Source organism: Streptomyces sp. NPDC002265 (genome assembly GCF_040296125.1).
Lineage (GTDB): Bacteria > Actinomycetota > Actinomycetes > Streptomycetales > Streptomycetaceae > Streptomyces.
The window spans coordinates 53,375-76,264 of sequence record NZ_JBEOWS010000006.1; the positions used below are offsets into that span (position 1 = coordinate 53,375).

General features: G+C 64.8%; 6 protein-coding genes and 1 pseudogene. 3 read left to right on the top strand and 4 right to left on the bottom strand.

The features are described 5' to 3' along the window. The first annotated feature begins 6 nt into the window (after positions 1-6). Positions 7-10,179, top strand: a complete 10,173-nt coding sequence (locus ABT085_RS02250) for a hypothetical protein (RefSeq protein WP_351600608.1) — start codon at positions 7-9, stop codon at positions 10,177-10,179. Positions 10,180-10,258: 79 nt separating this feature from the next. On the opposite strand, the gene ABT085_RS02255 is transcribed toward ABT085_RS02250, so the two are convergent. Then, positions 10,259-10,594, bottom strand: coding sequence for a YbaB/EbfC family nucleoid-associated protein (locus ABT085_RS02255; RefSeq protein WP_351600611.1), 336 nt, complete (start codon positions 10,592-10,594; stop codon positions 10,259-10,261). A 140-nt stretch (positions 10,595-10,734) separates the two neighbouring features. Next, positions 10,735-11,673 (bottom strand): ricin-type beta-trefoil lectin domain protein, encoded by a 939-nt coding sequence (locus tag ABT085_RS02260; RefSeq protein ID WP_351600614.1) that lies wholly within the window; start codon positions 11,671-11,673, stop codon positions 10,735-10,737. Positions 11,674-12,218: 545 nt separating this feature from the next. Here ABT085_RS02260 and ABT085_RS02265 point away from each other — a divergent pair. Continuing rightward, positions 12,219-16,424 carry a hypothetical protein gene (locus tag ABT085_RS02265; RefSeq protein WP_351600617.1) on the top strand — a complete coding sequence of 1,402 codons (4,206 nt, stop codon included), beginning with the start codon at positions 12,219-12,221 and terminating at the stop codon, positions 16,422-16,424. A gap of 155 nt (positions 16,425-16,579) precedes the next feature. Here the strand turns inward: ABT085_RS02265 and ABT085_RS02270 are convergent, their stop codons facing one another. Then, positions 16,580-16,702, bottom strand: a complete 123-nt coding sequence (locus ABT085_RS02270; RefSeq protein ID WP_274390205.1) for a hypothetical protein — start codon at positions 16,700-16,702, stop codon at positions 16,580-16,582. A gap of 931 nt (positions 16,703-17,633) precedes the next feature. Here ABT085_RS02270 and ABT085_RS02275 point away from each other — a divergent pair. Continuing rightward, positions 17,634-21,818 carry an amidoligase family protein gene (locus ABT085_RS02275; RefSeq protein ID WP_351600621.1) on the top strand — a complete coding sequence of 1,395 codons (4,185 nt, stop codon included), beginning with the start codon at positions 17,634-17,636 and terminating at the stop codon, positions 21,816-21,818. A gap of 307 nt (positions 21,819-22,125) precedes the next feature. Here ABT085_RS02275 and ABT085_RS02280 read toward each other — a convergent pair. Then, positions 22,126-22,326, bottom strand: a pseudogene (locus ABT085_RS02280) (transposase); the annotation flags it as partial. Positions 22,327-22,890: the final 564 nt, after the last annotated feature.

A 22,890-nucleotide genomic window follows, 5' to 3' on the forward strand; every position in this document is an offset into this window, starting at 1 on the left:
GATCTGGTGCGGGAGCACGCCGCTTTCGGGCAGCTGCCGGTGGAGGCCCGCGCGCAGGCTGTGGCGGATCGGATCGGTCAGGAGCGGGCTGCGTTCTTCGAGGTCAACAAGTCGCGTGGGGTCAAGGACTTCGTCGGCAGCGACCGGTTGCGGTGGGTCTATAAGGACCGGGCGCATGCGGGCCAAGGCGCTGACTTCTGGCAGCAGACCACCGAGGAACGCACCCGCGTGGTGACTGAGCAGTTCCCGCTGGCTGAGCACGACTTTGCCGGCGAGGTCAGCGACTACGTGCGGGAGCGCACCGGCTTCGTCTTCACCGAGGCTGAGATCAGCAAGCAGATCGCGAAAGAGAAGCCGAAGTTCACGCAGTTGTCGGAGCAGGTGCAGGCCCGGCTGGTCGCCGACGCCTTGGCCCGCCCCGTGGAGGACCTGAACCGCGCCACCAACAAGGTGCTGCGAGATGCGGGGAGGAATCCCGCTGACAGCTTCGAGGTGTACAGGGCCTGGATTGCTCTGGATCGGGAGGGCGAGGCCGTATCCCTGGAGCTGCGCGATGAGCCGGCCTGGGTGGAGCAGGCGCTGGCCGTGGCCAGGCGGGTACTGGAACACAGGGCCCGTGTCCCCGCGACGCCCACGCGGGCCAACGACACCAGGCCCCTCTCCCCCGACCACGACACCGCGGAGTCGGATGCCGGCATAGCCGCTGACCTCGCGGAGCACTCCGAGCCCCCGTTGCGGCAGATGCCGGAGTCGGAGGTTCCGCGGGAGCTGCGGCTGCAGGCCGAGCTTCCAGGTGAGGTCAACATGCACCTGGTGCTGCAGCTGGGCAAGGAGGCCGCCACGGCAGCGCGGGTCATCGAGGCATACCACGATCTGAGTGCCGCGCGAGAAGATTTTGCCCAGCAAGCCTGGGCGTCGCAGGTCCAGGCCGTGGCGCGGTACATCGCCGGGCTTGAACCGGTCGCGGAGGTACTGGCCGGGATCGTCCTCAGGAGGCTCCAGGAGAGCGGGGCGTACGCCGCTTCCGATACCGAGATCGCCGATGCCCAAAAGGAGCTCGTGAAGGAACAGGCCGACTTTGTGCGTCTGCCCCTGCGCGCGCAGGCGAACGCGGTGGCCGAGCGGGTGGTGGAAGAGAGATCTTTGGTCCGGGCTATCCGGCAGGGTGGCTTGGGCGATGCCGAGGTCGCCGAGGTACGGGGGGCTTATGGCGAGCTGAGGCGGGATCTCGGAGCGGGCTTCGAGGAGGCGAGCCTCCAGCGCCGGGCCGACGAGGTGGCCAAGCGGATACTGGAGGACCGGGGCCTGGACCGTGTGGTCGAGATGTTGCGTGACGAGGTCCACCACGAGGTCCGCGAGGCGGAGGAAGCAGCTCGGCGGACGGTCGACGAGGTCCATTACGGCTTGGTGCGGGAACATGGGGACGCCTTCCTCCGGATGCCGTTGGAGGCGCGGGGTCAGGCTGTGGCCGACCGAGTGGCCGAGGAACGGGCCCTGCTGCGCCAGGTCAACGAGCTGCGGGGCGCGAGCGCGTACGTCACCGGTGCCCAGGTGCGGTGGGCCTACGAGGACCTTGCGCCCGAGGACCGCGCTGCCTTTTCGCGGTTGACGCTGGAGGAACGGGCCCGTGTCGTGGCTGAGCAGGTCCCGTCGGGCCAGCTTGGTCTTGCCGACGAGATCCGCGAACGGCTGAGGCGGCGTACGGAGTTCGTCTTCTCCGAGGATCAGATCGGGCGTGCCCACCAGCAGCTTGTGAACGAGGGGGCAGGGTACGCGCGGCTGTCGGAGCAGGCGAAGGCCCGGCTGGTCGCCGAAACCCTGGCACGTCCGGTGGAGGAGCTGGCACACGCCGTCAACGCCCTGCTGCGACGGGATGAGAAGGAACCTGCCGGGAGCGCTGAGCTGTCCGCGGTCCACAGGGACCTGGAGCAGGAGACCCGCGGCGGCTACTTGGAGTTGCCGGTCGCAATTCAGGCCCTCCTCGTCATGGTCCGGCTGGAGGAGACACGGGGCCGGGATTCCGCCGTCCCCGAGCGTACGGGGGGCTCGTCGGCCGACGGTGCCCAGGCTCTGCGGCGTCCGTCTGCTGTCGGTGGCGATGCCGCCGACGCCGCGGTTCCTCCCGCGGCGCAGGAGTTCCCCGAATCCGAAGCCGCCCCCGGGCGTATGCGCCCGTATCAGGGGGCGGAGTCCTCGCGGAACCTGACACCGGCGTCCCCGGTTTCCGATGCCTTCGTTGCGGAGGTCAACGGGCACCTGGCGGGCCTCGACAAGCCGATCGCCACGCCTGGGGTGATACGGGACGCATATGACGCACTGGTCGCGTCGAGTGGTCCCGGCTTCGGCCGACAGGATCCCAGGGCCAGGGCCAGGGACGTGGCCTGGCACATCGCCGGTCGCAAGAGGCCTGCTGTACGCGGTGGCGCCTTGGAGCTGTGGGAGACCGAAGGCCCCTCGCTCCGTAAGACTCAGCGGCCGGTGCCCGCTGGCGCTGGTGAGGCGTCGGGCTCTGGTGTTCCGCCTGTCGTACGAGGAACTCGGGATTACGTGCCGATCGGGACGCAGCTCGACCAGCGGCGGCCGCCCAGGCTCGATCCCGGGATGCCCCCGCCGCCGTTGCCGGGGAACCTCCGGCCGGTGAGGTTCGCCGAGGGCTGGATGCCCCCCTACATGAGCGGACGTGTGGCTGATCTGCTTCCCGAGCTGCCGCCGGAGGTGCTACGGGAATCGATCTCGTTCGGGCACAGCGATCGGACGCTGCGCGGTGTCGACCTGGCGCTGCAGCACATCGCTGACCGGTTGCGTCAGCACCCGGGCATCGAGCCGGCGGCACTTGAGACGCCTGACGGCGGTGGTCTGCTCCAGAAGATCGGCGGCGCTTTGCGGGGCGATCCGCAAGCGCTCTTCACTGACGGGGTGCGGTTCGACTACCGGACCGCCGACGGGGAGAAGCGGCAGCTGCTGCTCAGACTGCAGGTGTACGGGAACTGGCGGAAATACCGATTCGGCCTGGGGAGCCTGGAGAAGGTCGACAGTATGCGGCAGCTGGCCAGCACCAGCGGCCGGACGGTGACGAACGCGACTTCCTCGGGGATCGCGCCTTCGCTGCCTCTGGGGCTCATCAGCGCCGCGGTCATGTGGCACGCCCGGATCTCCACCATGGTCAAGCTTGGCAAGCGGACCGGGTACGACCTGCAGAAGAGGAACGAGATCGAGGGGCAGATCGGTGCCCCGGACGGGGAACTGGTCCAGGATGACGTCGGGTACAAGGTGACCGTCCTCGACGGTTCGGGGCGCCCCGTGACCTTGGAGGGCAGGCCGATCGCCGAGGACGATGTGCGCCGGCAGCCCACGACGTTCGGCTTTGGCATCCACCACGGACTCCAGGTACGGCTCGACCGGTCCTTGACTTCGGCGGAGTCGCTGGATGAGGACAGCGCGCCCGCGACGCTGAGCCTGGAACAGTGGTTGCCTCGGATGGCGCGCACCGTGGGGTTCGGTCCCATGCGCCACGTTCAGGAGTGGGCTCTTGCTCACGCGGGAGGGGCGCAGGATTCCGTGGCCGCCGCGCAGATCCGCGACTTCTTCTCCACCGAGAACTTCCATCGGCTGAGTGACCTGTTGAACACAGGCCGCGTGTTGACAGAGGGCTTGTACGGCGGACGCAGGGGTACCGATCCGGCGGGGATGTTCTCGGTGCGCGTCGAGTCCGGCACCGCCGTACTCGTCAGTGTGGCGAAGAACGCGAGCATGGCCACCTCCGTCCACGCAAAGATGCCCAACGGGCGCACGATCACCAGCGGGTTCAGCGTCGGTCTTGGTGTCTCGGCTGGTCCTGGCTTCGATGGGCTCGGCCTTGGGGACGGCGCTATCAACATACGGGGCACGCTGGGGGTCAGCGGTTCCGGCCGCTTGGACCAGGAGACGGACGCCGGATGGGAGGTTGCCGGGTCGTCCAAGTACCGGGCGGAGACCAAGGACGTTGCGACGGCGCTGTATTTGGTGCCCAAGAAGGTCATCGTCACCACGCCGCCCCGCAGGACGCCGGAGCGGCCCGGCCCGGGGCTCGATGCGTTGGGTCGGACGGTACTGCTGAAGAGCCTGCCCAGGACTCCCGCCACCGAGGAGTTCTGGACGTGGTCGTTGGAGCAGATGACGGTTCCCGAGGCCCGTAACCGGGCTCTTCGTGGCGCCGAGACCGTGCCCAACTCGGGTCGTGAGGCGCCGCTGCCGCCGCTTTATCTCACCGAGAACGAACCGCCGATGCTCGGCATGAGCCGTGTGGAGGAGATCACCTTCCCCGGTGGCGCTTTCTCGCGTCAAGGCGCGAACCGGCACGCGGTGACCGTCCTCGACGAATTCCGCGACGCGTTGTTGAGGAGGGTTGCCGGGACCGTCCCGATTGCCTTGGACCACCAGCTCCACCCGCACCACCCACGATGGACCAGCACCGACGAGTACATGACCGGCCTGTACAACCGGCAGCAGGTGGACGACCAACTGCAGTACCACAGTGTTATGGCGAACCTGGGCACCATGTCGACCACCGGTGTCGAAATCGCGCTCGTCGGCCCCGGCAGGCTTCGGCGGACGGCGGTCTACTTGCGAGTGCGTGCCAGCCTTACCGGACGCCGTTACGAGGGCAGCCAGTCGAACCAGCGCAACAGCTACAGCACGCCGGTCTCCACGAGCGTGAGCGGTCAGCAAAGTGCCGCAGTCTCCGCCCAGGCCGGAGTCGAGGCAGTGCTGTCACTGCGTGACCCGGCTCCTGGCATGGGGGGCGGGCCGCTGCAGGCCGGCACGGTTTCTGCTGGTGTGCGCTTCGGTGTGAGTGCGGGGGTCGCCAACGGCCACGCCATAGCCGCCGCCGTCGAGAGGAAGTCCACCGGCAGCGGCGTGGATCTGTATCGCTATGACCTTGCCCTCAGCGCCGAAATGGGTGGTTACCGCGAGATCCGCCACATGGTGGGCCAGATATTTCCTTTCGCCCGGCTCCTCGTCTCCGAACTGCCGTCAACCACCCTGACCGGGCAACCGGACCCCCGCACAGCCCTTGATCCGCACACATCGGGTATTGGCGAGGTGCTCCTGAGCGTCCCCGTGGAGCACAGGCCCCTCGAGACCGTTACGTTCACGGAAAGCCTGCCGCGGGTGACGGCTATGTCCCCGCAGGATGCTCGTGCCCTGGCACTGGGCACGCTGCAACAGCAGAATCGATCGGCGTTTTCCGGATATCCCTTCCAGGCGATCGCCCTCAGGGGCGCCGGCGAACTGACCGCCGTCCTGCGCGAAGTGCTTCGCGAGGCTTCCGGTGGTTTTTGGAGGCTGACGAAGGATCCCGCGCCGGAGTTGACTTCGGCTCTGCGGTATTTCGAGGCCGCGACGCTGACCGGGAACTTCGATGAGACCTCCGCACCGAGCGGATTCCGGACGTGGATGCAGGTACCCGCGACGCCGCTGCCGTCCTGGAACGTGAAGTTCGCGCTCAAGACCTCCGTCGTCGGTCCGCCGACCGTCGTCACCCCGGCGACGAACATGGTGGTCAGCGCGGCCGTCGGCAGCTACGGCATGGCCGCCGGACGAACCAATGGGACACGCAGCGTCTTTACCGGCGGCCAGGTGACCTACTCGCGGTCTTACACCGCTGTCGGCCCTGTCGGAAACCACTCGCTGGTCGCCAGCCCGTATGTTCTCGACGACTCCCAGGCCAGGACTGTCCGGCGGGAGATCTACGAGGAAGTCAACCGCGTGGACAGCCGGCCGCACTTCCTGCTTGCCGCACCCCTGGAATACAGGCTCGCAGTGGATGCCACCAGCATCGGTCGATGGGCGCAGGGGGCACCCTTCGTTCCCAGATCCCTGTCCGGAGGGTCGGCCGGGCGCACGATGGTGGTCGAGAACGGCTGGTGGGGCCAGATTTCCGAGCCGGAGGCCTACAAGAACCGGGTGGTGGAAAACCATTTCGGTGATCTGCCGCGGTACACGAGAGAAAACTGGGTGCCCAACCCGTGGGCGGCAGAGTCCGCCGGGACCAGCTGGCCGGTCAACGCCCTCGACATGGCTGAGCCCCTGGCCGACTTCGAACGGCAGCTTGGGCGGCTCGGACTGACTGAAGAGCACCGGGCACAGCTGCGGGCGTTTGCGTCGGACCGCATGGTGCTCGCCATGGGCAAGGCGGCGAAGGCCACCGGTGTCTCGATGCCGGCGCGTATCGGCCGCTGGGGCTCGGAGTCCTTGGAGATGTGGGTCGGTGATCGAAAAGTACGACTGTGGATCCGGTTCCTCCCCGAGGACGCGACGGAAGGCGTAGCCGGGACGTTTGACGGCCTGGGCCACAGTGTGAGCCTGGTGACCTACCGTGAGGCGAAGGAGACCGTTCAGGGGACCCACAGTCGCTCCTCGGGCGCGACGATCGGCCTTGCGACTTCCGTGGTTGCGGCAACCGGGAGCGCCATCGCCGGAACGGCCGCATCAAGCTACTCCCATGCGGGTACATCGGTACAGTCGGCCGTCCGGACGATGACCACCGGTGGCGTTCGGGCACAGGTGCTGGCGACGACGCAGGCATACGGCGAATACACCACGCCGTTCCGGATCCGTCTCGAACTGGAGGTCGCCGGCGGCACGCCGGTCTCGGTCGTGAGGTCACGCCGCCTGACCGAGCACTTCCCGCTCAGCCTGATGTTGCCCGGTGCCCAGCCCTCGCGAGAAGACGTGCTGGCGCCGCCTCCGCTTCCCAAGTTCACCGGTCCCCGCCCGGCCGGCCATGCACTACAGGCGCTGCGGGACGGTACATGGAACCTGGTTCGGCTCCCCGGCGACGACATGCCCAAGCCGCTCGTCATGCCCGAGTCGGGTTTCGTCCCCCGCGGCATTTTGGGTTCCGAGGACCTGGATAAGGCCAACGCCCTGGCCGTGGGCATCGCCTACGACACGTCGTTGTCGCTACCGGCACACGGCCCCATTGACGACGCCCTGCTGGCTCGGGCGAAGGACACACCACTCACCCGGCCGGGCACGGGTGCGGCGCAGAGCCTGAAGGAGGCAACATCGAGCCTGGCCCTGATGGGGTATCTGCACAAGTCCCTGCAACCGGGCGGCCTTGAGACACCGCAGTTGAGCCATCGCGGCCTTGGCGGCGCAGACGGGCACCTCACCCTCTACTCCAGGCCGGACTTCTCCGGGGCCCTGCTGCTGGGGGTTGCGGACGGCGTGCAATTCGATGCGTTGAGGCAGGGCGTGAACGCCAACAGCTCGTCCTACGGCCGCAGCGGTGCGGCGGATCGCACGTTGGACGCCGGACCGGCTGTCACATCGGCGGCCGGGACGATCCAACTGGGCGGCCTACCTGGCGTTCAGGTGAGTGACTCCGTGGCCGCGAACCTGGCCCGTCAGGACCTGACCTCGGTGAGCGTGAACCCTGGCGAGAACAAGCGCGGGTTCTTCGTCGCCGTGCCCTGGCAGTGGCTGAGCGTCGGTCAGGTCTACAACCACCTCAAGGACAACCGTCCGGCGCGGTGGATCCGCAGCGCCTTCGGCAATGTGACGCGGGATCCTCAGATACTCGAAACAACGACCTGGGTGGTGGGGTTCGTCGAGGAAGGCCTCGCGCGCGAGTGGGGACTGATCACTGACGTCAACTTCCCTGCCGAGGTGTCCGAGGCGTGGGACGCCGTCGGCCAGGCGGACAAGGCGTGGACCGACGCCGACAAGGCGTACATGGGCCTTCTGCGCGCGGCGGAGAGTGCGAACCTGCACGCCGAGCTGTCCCGTCACGCAGCCCGTGTGGCCGAGTTCACCGTCACCGCGGAGCGGGAGGCAGCAGCTGTCGATCAAGCTCGCGCTGATCTGCGCGATGCCGAGCCCGCCCATGACGGATGGGAAGCGGAGCAGCGCCGCCTGCTTGAGGAGGCACAGGCGAGGCTGGCAGCCGCGAACGGTGCACTCACCGAAGCGAGCCGTGAGCGGGACGCCGTACAGGCACGTCTTGAGGAGACTTCTGGTCAGCTGCAGGACCTAAAGGAACGGGCCGAAAGCCTGGCCGCACAGCTGGCCGAAGTGCGCAGGGGCGCCGACCGGCTCACCCGCTGGTACCAAGTGCGCCCCACAGGTGTCGAGAAGCCGGGGCCAGTGACTTTCGCGGCGCCGGAAGCCCCGAAGGCCGAGGTGAAGACCGAGGCGGAGGCCCCGAAGAGCAAGGGCAAGCAGCCGGCATCGTCGGGCGTGTGGCAGCCTGCCGAGGACGCCGCGGTGCACCCGGCGTACTCCACCGCGCCGTGGCAGCCGCAGAGCGCGGCCGAAGGTGGCGAGTGGGCCTTCGACACGGCCACTGACCATCGCATCCTCGACGTGACGTTCCCCGACACCACCCGCCATGTGTTCGACCTGCACCAGCCCGCAGTCGAGGGGAATGGCTTCTACGCCGCTGTCTGGCAGGCCGGTGGCTTCCCGGGCGACCCCGGTGAACTGGCGACAAAGGTCGCCAGGAGATCGCAGCTGCCGAGCGGCCTGCGGATCGATCCGGGTGCGGTCTTCCGCGTTGGCGACCTGGAGGAAGAGATCCCTGCCCTGTTCAGCGCGGACCCGGAACTGCGCGAGCAGATCACCCGCGCCGGAGGACGGCTGCCGGAAGCGCTGCTCGCCCGGCTCGCAGACGAGCCGAACCTGCGGGAGGCCGTTCTCCGGCTGACCCTTGACAGGGCTCACCGATGGGACGACAGGACAGCCGAGGCGGCAGCCTCACTGACCGCACGAAGCCTTGGCAGCGAGCACCGCAGGAGCCTGATCGTCGTCCAGGAAGACGGTTCTTACCAGCTCTTCCGCAACGACGAATCCGACCCGCACCCGGTGATCGTCTACCGGCAGGCGGATGCCTATCTGGCTGCGGTCCCGCGGCTCAGCGACACAGTGCCGTACGACCCGGTCGCGTCCGCGGTGGAAGCTCAGCGGAAGACGATGATCCAGAGGGGTAAGCGGCCCGAGACGGAGTCCGAGGCCTATCTGTACGCAGCCGTGGCTGAGGCCGTGTATACGCAGCCGTCGCTGCGCGGACTCGATCCCCATGACGTGATCAGGGCTTTTGGGATCTGGCAGGAGACGACGGCACCGCGCATAGGGACGGACGCGGGGGTACAAGCGCTGCGTAATCAGCAGTCGAGTGATCTGGCCCGTATCACCCGGGTGCTCCTTGCTGAAGGTGAGGCGCAGGCCAGGGCTGAGGCGTCACGACTGGCCTCCCAACGCGACTTCGCAGCCGCCCGAGTACACGACAACCCCGTGTGGTTCCGGCTGGAGGACTTCACGCCGACCTCGCGGCAGGGCATATGGCTGTTCGCCGTCGACGACGACGGCAAGATCAGCATCGGGCGTGAGCAGGATGTGCCCGCAACGGCCGATGATGACCTCGACGGCCTGTGGCACAGGATGCGGCAGGTCGACGAAAACGCGACGCTGGAACAGCTGAAGGCCGCGATCGACGAGCAGGGACCCGCGACCGGCGCGGCCAAAGTGCGCGGAGCCGGTACAACCGCCGTTCCTCCCGCGCGCGTCAGTGGCGAACTTTCGTACAACCACGGTGCGCAGCAGTGGGAACTCACCGGCCAGCCTGGGCGCTACCTGGGCAACACGATCCGGACCAGTGCCGAACCCGACCAGGTGCGGCAGTGGCTCTCGGAGGCCGCCTTGCGAATCGGCGAGCAGGTCGGCGAACCGATCACGCCGGTGATGTCCACCCTCGAGGAGACGCCGAACACCGTCTCGGCCGTGGGCACCACCGGGCGAGACGAGGAGGGTGGCGCACCGGCGGTGATGCCCACGAGGCGGGGGCTCGGGTATCGCAAGCGTCTCGCGCTCGCCACGACCGTGTGGCCAGGTCCGGTCGACCAGGGGGTGGAGAACCTGCAAAGCAGGCTGCTGGCCGCCGGCACGGGCGCCCGTTCACTCGTGATACTGCCGGACAAGAAGATGTGGGCGCTGAATTCCGGCGGTACGGTCAAGTGGTACGAGCCCACGGCACTGGGGCAGGTGCAGGCCCCGCAGACCGCGTCGGGGGTGGTGATGTCCATCGACCTGGACCCGCAATCCAGGGTGATCAACGCGGACCCGCAGCTGCTCGCCGAAGCGGGAGCGGACAGGTTCTGCGGCCTCACCTTCGGCGCACCGCTCGGGCACGTCGGGTGACGGCTGCTCCACAGGAAGGCGCCGGGGCCGCGGAGACGGTGAGGAACCGTACCGCGGCCCCGGCGCCCGGGAGCTTGTGTCAGCCGGATATGTCCCGAAGCTCAGAGCGGAGGGAGTCCAGCACGGGGGCGAGTCGTTGCTCATGGCGGTCCATCAGGGTCTGATGGGCATTCTGGACAGCGGACACGATCATGTCGGCCAAGCCCCGGACATTGCCCGGATCGGCCACGACCGGCGAGATGACCAGCCCTTCCAGAGCGCCCCGGCCGTCCACCGTCGCCTTCACCGCGCCGCCGCCGGCAGTCCCCTGTACGGTCACCGCGCTCATCTCCTGCCTGGCCTGGACGAGATCCTGCTGGAGTTGCCGGGCGTTGTCCACAAACCTCTTGATGCCAAGAGTGTCGTCGAGATTCATGTGCCTGTTCCGATCCGGTGGGTTCCGTGAGACGGAGAGAGGTCGTTGACGGGGCCGGGTACAGCCCGGCAGGAGAGGCCGGGGGCAGCCCGGAAGGGAGCGCCGACGTCGGCTGACGCTCCCCACCCGTCGGGTGGCGTCTAGCGCTTGCTCCACTTTTGGTTGTCGGTGCCGAAGCACGTCCACAGTTGGAGCTTGGTGCCGTTGGCGGTGCCGTTGTCGACGACATCGACGCACTTGCCGATCGTGGTGTTCACCAGGTCGTGCGCGTCGTTCAGGTTGAACCGCTGGGCCCAGCTGCCGTTGCACGTGGCGAGTTGTATGGCTGCGCCGTCGTTCTGGGAGGCCCCGGCGATGCTCACGCACAGGCCGAACATGCGCGCGGTGCCGTCGGAACGGAAGTCGATCTTCTCCCACGAACCGCCGACGCAGTCCCAGATCTCCAGGCGGGTCCCGCTCGTGGCCTTGCCATTGGCAGCCCCAGTGGCCGCTACACAGCGGCCGCTGGCGTGGCTGAAGACGGCGACACCCGGGTACGTTGCGACCCGCGTGCTCGGTGTCGAGCCGGTCGTCTGCACGCGCCTGGCTGCGCTGTCGGATCCGGCGGCAGCGTTCGTGCCGTTGGCGGGCGTGCTCTGCGTGGCCGTGGCCTCGTTGTTGCCGTTGCTCTTGACTCCACTGTCGCCGGCCTGCTGACCGCCTCCGTTTGCCGGAGAGCCGGCACCGTCTTTGGCACCGTACGGCCGGGCCGAAGCGGACGGGGAGCCGTGAGGACCGCCGGGCTGTGGCGAGCTGTGCGTGCCCGGCGAGACTGCGCTGGACGCGGCGGCCTTGCCCTTGTCGTCGGAGCCGGAAGGAAACTTCGTGACGGCGAACACGATGAGCAGGATGCACGCGGTGAGCGCGGTCGCGCCGGCGGCCCACGCCCACGGACGAACGCCTCGGTTTCCGTTTTCGCGGGCTTGTGTCGTGCGCCGGATGAACGCGTCAGCGAAGCGCGACGACGCTCCGTCCAGCAGTGGCGGGTCCTGCGGCTTGGGTTGGGGCGGCACTTCGTCTCCTGTGAACTGGTAAACCACGGACAGGCAGGAAGCGCGAATGGGCGCTTCCTTGGGTAGAGGATGCACACAAAGCAACAGGCATCTTATAAGTAGTAAGACGCTCACGATGAGGTGCCCGGATCAATTCGGAAATCGACGACACGCACCGAACGACCATGCCTGTCGTTCGAGCGATGGGTTTCCCAGTGGCGTTGACGAAACCCACGCCGGTCTCGAAGCCGAAGCCCATCACCGCGGCCGACCGACGCCGAACTGCCGACACCGGCTTGGATGTTGGCTGTGCGCGGCTTCGCTTCCGCTCCTCGAGCGCATACGCAACTGGTGTGTCCACGCAAGACATGGCACGGTGATGCTGCCCTAAATGGCACCCGAATTGCTCGATGGGGCTTACATTCGGCCTCTCGACCCGGGGCCGCTTGTCCGGCACCGTATTGTGTCGCGATTCGGGCGAACCGTCGTGCAATATCGATGGTGCAGGACGCCATCAGTGCCACCTTGCAACGAGGCCGTGAGATTTCGCAGACCTCGGGTGGGCAAGTCTCGAGCAGTGAGGATGCAGTGATATGGCCGAGCTTTCCACAGTCTGTTTCGAGGTGGCGCCCGATGTCGCGCGAGAGGTGACACCGTTGCCTCATCCGCTCGAGCGGCTGGCAGTCCTGGCCGCGTACTTCGACGAGCAGCCACACCTTGAACAGGCACAGCGGACCCCCGGCGCGCCGCTCTCCGAAGCCGTGCCGTCGCAGGCAGGCTCCGCGGTGGACGATCCTGTGGCGAACGATGACCCGCGGGAGGCGCCGCACGACGCGGAACTGCTCCACGCTGTGAACCTGCGGCTGCAGGCACTCGGGCAGAAGGCCGTAGACCAGGCCGCGGTCGATGAGGCGTCCCGGGCGCTGGCGGAGGAGCGGGGCCCCGCCTTCACCGAGTCGGCGACGGATGCTCAGGCCGATCTGTTGGCGATCAGGTTGCTGGGTCCTGAGCCGGACCGGCTCCGGACGGGCATGCCCCACGCGGACTTCGACGCCGGCGCGCCCATCGCTTCGGCAGCGGGCGGGCGCCACGCACTCGATGGCATACGGACGCAGGAGCAAGGCCGCATCGGCGAAGACGACCGGCGCGCCCACTCGGCTGCGGAGTCCGACAACCCGGTTGTCCACCCCCCACGGAACACTCAGGGCCACGTGCCCCCTGGTGAGGACGCGGCCGCTCCTGATGGAAGCGGGAGCCACGTTCTGTCGTTCGAGGACGACTTGTTGCACTGGGTCAACGTGCAGCTGAGGCAGGTGCCATGGGAGACCGACTCCCGTGAGGTCCGGAAGGCGTTGCAGACGCTGGTCAAGCTGCGGGGCCCCGCAGCCGCGAAGAGGCCTGCCAGGGACTTGGCCGCGGACATCGCCGCGATCGTGATGGAAAAGGAACCGCCGCGATTGCCGGGAGGCGCCCCGTCGCCGGTCGGCAACGAGGTGGAGCGAACCGTGGAGCCCTCGGGCAGCGGCTTGTGGCGGGCGACCAGCGGTTCCCCGGAAGAAGGACGCTTCCCTGCGGTGCAACGCGCCGACCTGGACGCTGCCGATGCCGGATTCTGGCAAACAGGGGAAGGCCCGGAGCCAGACGGCCCGTTCCAGCCGGACCGCGAAGTGGCCGCGCAAGCGACGACATCAAATGGTGCCACAAATGCGAAGAATCTGCGAAAGAAGGACAAGACCGGGGCCGGAAAATGGCGAAAGTACACGATTTCCTTTCCGGAAACCGTCAAAAGCGTGCCGCCTGACCAGATCGCCCAGATCAACGGACTGGCCTCTCACATCTTCGACATCGCCGAGAGGAATTGGCAAGAGGGACGGCCCCTGCCTCGCGTCGAAATCGTGGGATACGGCCACGGCCGCACGTTCAGCATCAATCGGGCAGAAAATACCGGACAAGCACGCGCCGACGCCACAAGGGAAGTCCTCGAAAGAGCACTCGCGAGGGCGATCTCCTCTCCCAGGATCACGACCGGCATCGAACTCGGCGATTTCTCTATTTCTTCGCGCTCGGGTGGTCAGGGTGAGCGGACCGCGGCCGTCTACGTACAGTTCAAGCCGGAAATTGATGCGCGGCCAGAAGATGTAAAGCGCATCAAATATAGGAGAGCGGCCGCCCAGTTCGAAAAGAACTTGGGCTGGTACCTGATTGGTCGTCCGAAAGCGCTGAAAGCTGTTCAGGACGTGGTCAAGGGAATCTGGCGAACCATTGGAACGCACGATCCCGAGAACCTTGCCCTCCTCGGTACCGAACTTCCCTACAGCGGCGCCGTGGGGACCAACCTGGGTGACCTGAGCAGAGTGGTTCACTCGGGTAACATCCGCGAGTTGTCCACGATGCTCCTGGAAGCCGTCTTCAATCGCGCGCTGCGGAATGTCGTGACACAACTTCCCCGTTATCGCGATTTCCCGGATATTGCGAATGAGCACAAAGAAGAGGAGGAGCGCGACGCACACCGCACGGTGCCGCTGCGTGCCGCCTGGTCGACGTACTCGATCAATTCCATACAACCCCCGCTCAGCACTGCCGAACGGAACGCCGCAAAAATCACGCACGATCCATACTGGGAATACGTCAACTGGAAGACGCCCTTTTACGATGACCGCGAATGGAGCGGACACCGGCCGGGGACTTCCCGGGACGAGAAAGACCTGCCTCTCGATTCCGCATTGCACCGGGACGGCAACAGGACGGGGGGGTTGGTCGGTAGGGGAACCTCCGGCGCTTTGGCGCTGACCCTGGAAACGGCATGGCGGCTGCAGCAGCGGTTCGGGTACGAGTTTGATTTCCCCGAGCTCAGGCTGGCCCTGATGGGGCACATGCTCGTGACTCGGCAGCACACACTGCATGAACTGATGCGAGCTGCGCACATCTTCGACGAGGCACACAATGGGGCTTTCGGCTTCCGCTATCTCGACGGCTGGAGCCGATACCGCTACCTCTACCCCCTTACAGAGAAGCAGTTGCGGGACAACGTTGGGTCTTTCCCGGACGAGATCGCTCTGGATATAGAGGCGCCGCAATTCAGCGACCAGAGGGCCGCCAGCGGCCTGGACGTGTTGCGGGCCCTGAAAATCGATCCAGACTTGTGGGCGAAGGAACTTGAATTCACCGCGAATGGCCAGCAGATGCCTCCTCTTGGTGCCGGCATACGCCTGGACGCGTGGTCGCGGTACTGGCAGGCTCTCCAAAATGAGAGCGTAGCCCATCCAAATCCCACTGATCTGGAGGAGCTTGTCCGCCGGGCAGGCCGCACGGCCGGTCGATACAGAGTCGACCACGAAGCGCTGGCCAAGGCACTCGAAGAAGAAAAGAATCGCGCCGCTCAAATGGTCCGTACCACCGGCCACGATCCTGAGGAACTGCAGAGACGCTTCGCCAACTGGACGAAAAGGCAGATCGAAAGCCGGAGCCAAGCGAAGACGCTGGCCGGGATCTACGAGTCGAAGGCTGTGAACGACTTCCGCAACCCGTATTCGCCGGTGAACATCGCCATTTCGGAGATCGAGCAGCACCCCTTCAATGAGCCGCTCCGGAGCGGGATCAGAGAAGTTCTGGAGCAGGTGCACCAGCACCGTGCATGGGAAATCCGGGAACTTCGCGGGGCAAATGACTTCCCTACGCTGAGTGATCTCGGCATCCTACAGCGCCGCCGGCAACTTAGCACAGACCTTTGGCATCAGTTCCACAGCCGGCTCGTGAGTCCGATGGTGAACCAGTCTGCTGAATCTGCGCAAGCGGCGCAGATGATGCAGAAACTACTGGACTCCTTCACGCGGAAACCCTTGGACAACTGGATTTCCGGGCTGGAAACCCATCTCGACCGGTACCTCGGCTCTACTCCTCACGCTTCGGTTTCCACGTCCGGAGGCAATGGGACGGTCATCGCGAGGATGGCTGATACCAGTGATGCCATGGCCAACGGACTGCGGGTCCGGTTGGAGGAAAAGTTCGCGGGTCTTGTCGAGGAGGCTCCGCGTATTGCCGATACCGGTGCCCTTGATCGGGGTTGGATCGAAGCTCGATTGAACGAGGAGCCGATCAAGGTTCTGTACCAGGCGCTGACCCAGTGGAGTAGGGCGGCCAGTGTCGCCGATCTCTTCGACACCTGGTGGAACGAGCGCCAGCCGATTTCGCGGACGGGGCCGGACCAGTACAGCGGGCTGGACAAAACGGCGACCTCTGAAGCGGCTTCTTCCGCCGAAAGGGTGCTGCCGACGTTGCCGAACTCGGCGGAGATCCCAGCACCGTACGCCTCCGCAGGGTCGGGAACACTGCACGACCCACGCGACCCCGTGACCAGCACTGACTTTGCCACGACCGTGCCGGACAGCGCGGATGCTCTGCTTGAGCAATTCAGCCCCCAGGTCCGCCCAGCGGTACGCGTCTGGGATCCTCCGATTGCCGGCCAGGCCGTGGCGTTGGAGAAGGACATCTTGACAACATCGGGGGCACGTGCCGTGGTCTTCTTGGGGGATCAGGTGCTGTGGGCCGTCAACACGGGAAGCACCATCACGTGGTTCGACCATCACAGAGCCCAGTCAGTGCCGCGGCCGGTATTCGCTGATCATGATCTGATCGCCTCGATCGACATGGACCCCCATGGCCAACTGATCGGTCCGAAAGCACGATCGCTCAAGGCGACGGCGACGATACTGCCCGACCGGGTGAGGGGCGGCTTCTGTGACCTGAATCTGGGTGCTGATCTGCATGGTGTCCTGGGATGGAGCCCGGCCCGCAGGTAAAAGCAGCGGCGCTCCGATGGCAGGCACCAACCGGCCCAGATAGACGGTGATGGTCGCGCGCCCGGGCATCGATCGCGGGCTCGTTGCCTGGTGGCGGACCGGATTCCTCGAAGCCTCCGATTCTACTGGCTGTCCGACGAACCACGTCCCGGTGTCTACTGCGCCATCACCGATACCCGGCCGGAAGAGGCGGCGGATCGCACCACGTACTGGTCGATGCGGAAGCCGGCCAGGCGGGTGGGAACCTCGACTACGAGTGTGCTGCGGCTTCGGGACATGCTCCGAAGCGGACAACGGCGGCCTCGCCGAAACCTGAGTGGTTGGGGCAGCATCGTGCTCCATCCGCCGAATTGCGACTGATAGTCCGATCTTGTCTGGAAAGTGCAGGAAGCAAAGTGGGCATCACGTCGCGTGCAGTTCCGTTCGTTGAGGCGAATTGCAAATCGACAACCACTTTGCCCGAACGTGCCAAGTGAAAGGAATGCGGGCACTTCGCGGTTGACATATGCCGGGAAACGTGGAACCCAAACATAAAATCGCCTTTTGGTGCCAACCGATGCCGGGGCCCCCGTCTACTTTTAGGACTCCTGATGGCTCGCGCGACCGTCGCAAATCCGGACGATATGCGTCTACTCGAACCACCGACTCGAGCGGATGGGACATTGTTCCGCCTGGAGATGGTGCATAGCGGATGGAGACGGAGAACATATGCCGACGAAGCCATCGACTTGATGGACACGCTAGTGCCAGGTTACGGAGAACTAGGTACCCCAGAAGAACGTCGAGCACGGCGGGTGGAGCACGGTCTCGCCATGCAAGTCAGGATTCAGGCGCTCCTCAACGTGCAGTTCGGGCTGGTTGAGTGCAATGAGTATGAGAAGTCTGCCCTGACCTCTGATCGTGCCGACCCCTTGAATCTCCGGGCGCCTTGGACAGCTGGTGTCCCACTTGTCCTGCTGGACATCAATTACAGGCCTCACACAACGGCGGAGCGTCCAACGTCATCCGGCGACGGCAGAATTCTGTGGCTGCGTCCCAGCAGTGAATGGGAATACTTGGAATCGCTGCATTCGATCGGCGTCATTTCGATTGCGGTTCGCGAGGACTGAGGTCTCGAGCGACCGTGCACCATTGATTCATCTCACAGAAACGAAAGAGACAGCTCGAATGACCTCTCCCAGTGGCGTATCCTCAGGCTCTGCAGTCCAGGTGACGGCAACCAAAGTTTGCTTCGATGTTCTGCCGCAAATCAGGAATCTACAGGCAACGGCATCCTTGTCCCGCAGAGAGGTCCGGAATCTCACTGAGCAGGTAATCAATTCCCTGCGCCTGACCTTCGCTGATGAAATCCGTCGATTGCTCGAAACTCGCACCGTTCCCGTAGCCAGTGTGGAACCGGTCCGCTGGGTGGAGTCTGTCCGGCGCCCCGATACCGAACTCAGCGTGCGACTCGCACCCGGTGCACGTACTTTCGATGTCACCGCCCTGCAGCATCGCCTGGACCGAGGCAAGAGCCGCGCCGATTCCCCCTTTTTCGACGAGGCGACTCGGATCGTTCAGCAGTATTACGGGTCCATGCCGCTGGCCTACCGGGGCGAGGGCATGCGGTTGGAGACACTGCCGGCAGCCTGGCAAGCGGTGCACTTCGTCACGGCCCACCTGGAGGACGCAGATCCAGAGGATCTGGCAGCGGCCCGGGAATCGGCAGCAGATCTCGCACTTGCCATGTCTGCTTTGCTGCCGCCCGAACTCGCGCGGGTGCTTGGTGGTGCGCCGGCGCTGGTGCAGACAACCCACCAGGACATCGTTCGAGTAACAGAGCTGGTTGCCGCGCGCGGTGCACAAGGGCTGTCCCCGTTGCTCCGCACGTCGATTCCGAACCAAAGCGATCTTCCTCCGTGGATGAATCGCAGATTCGGGCTGGAAATTGAATTTCACGCCCGTGATGAATCCGTTCGAGAATCATTGAAACTCATCGAAACGGTGACGGAGAATGCGAGCAGCATAGACACACCCGAAGCATGGGAAGAAGCGGTTCGGCGTCTCCAAGTATTTGGACTTGACGTTCCGGAAAACAATGATGATCCCCTGGATAATCTTATTGCGCTACAGGAAGAAATGGGGGAACGGGAGGACGGCCCGGCCTTTGCGATGTTGGAGGAGCTCCGCTCCAGAGGTTTCACGAACGATCAGCAGGTCGGCGACTACCACACCGCATACAACAGAGGGTACCGCGAAGCATCTGATGCTTGGAGCTTTGAACGCGACACGGCGATGTTCGAGATCGTCAGCCCTATTCTGAGGACAAGTTCGGAGACATGGGACCAGATTGCCGAAGTCATTGGCACTATTCAGCGGTACGGTGGCCGCGTCGACACGCTGACTGGTGGGCACATACACCTGGACATTGCAGATTTCGGGACCTCCGTAGCCGTACACCAGGCATTCATCAACATCGTTCAAACGCATCAGGATGTCTTGTTCCGACTGGGCACGAATCCTTGGTCGAGGACGGGGCACCGTGGATACCGAGCCGCATCACCTCTGACGCAGCCAGCACCCGGATATGTGAACCTCCCACAGATTCGGACGGATTTCCATCACAACAAGCTGATAAATTTTGAATCGGTTCATGGCACTCTCAAAGATCATCTCGAATTTCGGGTGCCCGACGAAAGCCTCAACCCTCAGGTCAAGCAAGTTCTTGTAACGCTATTGCAAGCAATGGCTGACTTGGCATTTCGTGTAGCAGCCAACCCAGGGCTTCTTGCCAGTGACGTGATTGAAGCACCGGGTTCTCATCGTGACTTGCAACAGTCCATCACGAGCACCTTCCACGACTCCGCGGACCGGGAATGGCGCCTTTACGAAAGCGACTCGCCCGAGTCGACCACCAGCCTGCTGAGACTGCTGAACCTCCTCCCTCTTTCACGCGAACAGCGTGATGAAGTCCTCGCCTTGTGGTCCATTACGCCATGGCCATTGGCGCAGCAGACGCTCGGTCGTGCCCCCACCGAGCCACACGCCCTGAGCAACGCGGGCCCGAGTCGACTGTCAGAGGCCACCGTTGAAGTGCACGAACCCGTTGGGGTTGTGGGTGGTGGGGTTTCGTATGAGTCTGATCTGCGGTCTGCGGTGGATCGGGCGTTGCGGGGGATGGGTGAGGGGGCGCGCCTGGATGATGCGGAGTTCGAGGCGGCTCGTTCGCTGGCTGAGGGACGTGTTTCCGGGGCCGTGTGGGGTCGGATGGGTGTGCGTGAGCGGGCGGATCATGTTGCTTATGCTCATCGTGGGGTGCCGGTTCCGCGGATGCTGGCGGGGGCGCCTTGGCCGAATTGGTTGACATCTGGGTCGTCGTCGGCGTCGTCGTCGGGGTCGTCGACTGGTGTGGTTCCGACTCGCGGGCTGCCCGTGGGGAATTTCTTCTTTGCGAATCTTTCGACGCATGACCAGATGTTCGTAGGCAAGGCTGCCGCGTTGGCGTCGATTCTTTCGTCGCATCAGGACATCCAGCAATATCTGGCAGGACGTCCTACGCGGATTATCCTGGAGAAGCGGCTTGCCGATTCTCCGGCGGAAATCATACCGAGCCCCGAGGGGCCGCAGATCACGCTTGCGGCGTATTATTTCGAGCGGTACAGCTTGGGTTATCTTGCGGGAATGGTTGCGCACGAATTCGGCGCGCACCCCCTGCCGCGGAATATGAATGGCGCTGCTAGGGACCAGCATTATCAAAATACGCCGGTTTTCGTGCCGGGCGTCGCAACGAGGACGATGACGGCGTCTGCGGGGTCTCAGGCCGAGCATGTGTATGCGGCTTCGATGGGTGGCCACTATTTCGGTGTGTACAGGCGTACCGTTATCGAGATGGCCAGGGTGATCCGGATGGAAGGGGGGACGTTCGGTGCGACCACTCAGGATGTCACGGATCTTTTCGATGCTTATTTGATGGATGTTGCTTCCATCGCGGTGACGAATGACCACCGGGATCGTGGTTTTCCGTTCGTGCCGGGTTCGACGGCGGTGCGGGCCGATATCGCGGCGTCATACAATTTCTATCGCCGTCTTCTCGAGGATGAAATTCCCGGTAACCTGTATGATGCATTGGTGCCGCATCTTCCCGGGCAGAAGACGGCCCAGGCTGTCTACGATGACTACGCTACTTTGGTGGGGCGTGCGACCCGTGGATATTTGTATTCTCCGAGTGTTGACGGGCGACCGGTTGAGGGATTCGGGAGGCAGGGCGCGTCGCGTGAGATTCCGTCGGCTGTTGTCGGCGAGTCCGGTACCCGGGTGGGGATTGCCGAGAGCGGTCCGAGCCGTCCGGGCGGCCTGGCGCGGGAGGATGCCGCGGGTGCGGGGGACGTTGCGGTTGACGATGCATGGTTGATCGAGTGGGCGCGTTCCCGGAACTGGACGGATGAGTTTGCCGGCGCGCAGTATGCGGCGGCATCCGGTCTCGTGTGGCGGGCGCTGGATTACCGCCCGGTCCTGGGGCAGGGGGAGGCGGAGGAGGAATACCGTGACCGTCTGCGTCAGGTGACGGCCGCGGTGGCTGTGGCCCGCGCCGAAGTGCCGGCTGTGGGCAAGGGCAAGCAGCAAGAGGACATCCCGGCAGCGTCGTCTGACGAGCAGCTGGTTTCCCGCCTGAAGGATCTGTGGGACTTCTTGCACGCTCTCAATCTTGTGGTTCTCGAAGAGGACCGGGATCTCGTACCGGATCACAAGCTGTCGATCGCCAGCATTGAATCCTTGGTCAATGACGCGGCCGATAAGGCGATGGAGATAATTCCCGGCCTGGACCGTATGGACGTCTTCCGTCTCTACGAGTACCAGACCGCACTTCAGCACCCGGACCGTCCCGCGGTGTATCTGCCGGGCAATCCGAACCACGTCGTCCTCGAACCCTCCGAGACGTCCACACGCAATCGTCCGGCCACTGAAGACCTCGAGGCTTCTTCTCCGCGACCCACAACCGCATTTCTCGAGACCCCACGCGGATCGATGTCGCCCGACGCTCTCACCATCGGACGCGATGCCTCACCACCGGTCCAGGAGACACCGCACCACGTCACCACTGCGGAACCTGCGAAACCCGCAATGGAACAGGCATTGCGTCCGGATACGGAGCGCCACACGTTTGTACTTGAGGCGGGCGCGCTGGCGAAGTATGGCACAGCTGAATTTGCGGATCAGCGCAAGGTTGCGGTTAAGGTTTTGAAGGACGACCTTAAAGCTGCGCTGCCGGGCGAAACACCGGAGTTGTTCGTCAGAGTCGAAGGGTATGCTGCCGGGTTCGACGACGCGGTGAAGTTCGTCAAGGAGACCGTGGATGTACTAAAACAAACCATCAGGCTTGACATCGGTGGGCAAGTGATCAACATCTGCATATAAGAAAAAACGTGCTGTCCTTCACAGCGAGTCATTTCCGCGGCATGCAACCAGCGTTCAGGGGAGGGTGGCAGCCATGGGCCTGGCGGCGAGCAGTGTCCAAGAACTTGCAGCCGACTGGCCGATTCTGCGGCGGCACTTGAGATTTGGGCCGTTGGTGAAGACGCAGCATGGTCGGCGACACCTTGACCAACAGCCGCCAATTGTTCGCGCGGCCGGCTGGTTGAAGACCAGCGCGATGCGGATGCTGTGCTCCGGCTGGCTGTGTACGGGTGACGTACACAGCCATATGCCGGCTCAGGCGGGGGGTCTGGACGATCGCCAGCTTGGTTTCCAGCTCATGGATCCGCCGGCGAGCGGCCCGCAACTCAGCAGATTCGCTCGAGGGCGTTCCCGGTCGCCGCCCGTTGTCGATGTCGTCTTGCCGCAACCACTTCGACAACGTGACGGGATGGATGCCGAGCCCCACCGCCGTCTGTTTGGCCTGCTTGCCGGCGCGGACCAAGACCATTTGGATGCCTAGGCTGGCGGCGAGCGTGTGGGCCGGAGCCCAACGAGTTGGGAAGGCGGGTCGAGCCTGCATGCCGACTCTGGGTCAAACTGTCATGACGACTGAGCAGGCATGCAGACGGGTTCCTGCGATGACGATGGTCTGGAATCCGGTTCCGGGTTGCTGGCGATACGGTACTCAGCATTTCTGCATCAAGATGCGAAAGAATGTAAATGGACAGCTGTGATGACGGGACTGCTGACCTGGACAGGGCCGCGCAGGCCCGCAGAGCCGCTGCTAGGAAGACGGCAGAGGCTCTCCGTGATGCGGTTCGCGGTTATGCGAACGGTATGGAATTGGGCTCTGCCTGGCCCTCGAGTCCTGAGCCTTGCGAGCGCCGGGCATCAGAGATGCCAGGTGGATCTGGCTGAGATCCATCATAGCTACGGCAAAGGGCGCGAGGCCCCGCCAAGACGGGTCTGATGCAGGTTCGGGTGACAGGTTGACCCTGTCACCCCCAACAGCATCAGAACCCCGCGGGGGGGGGTTGTGCTAGGGGGGTTGGACGGTGGGGTGGGATAGGAA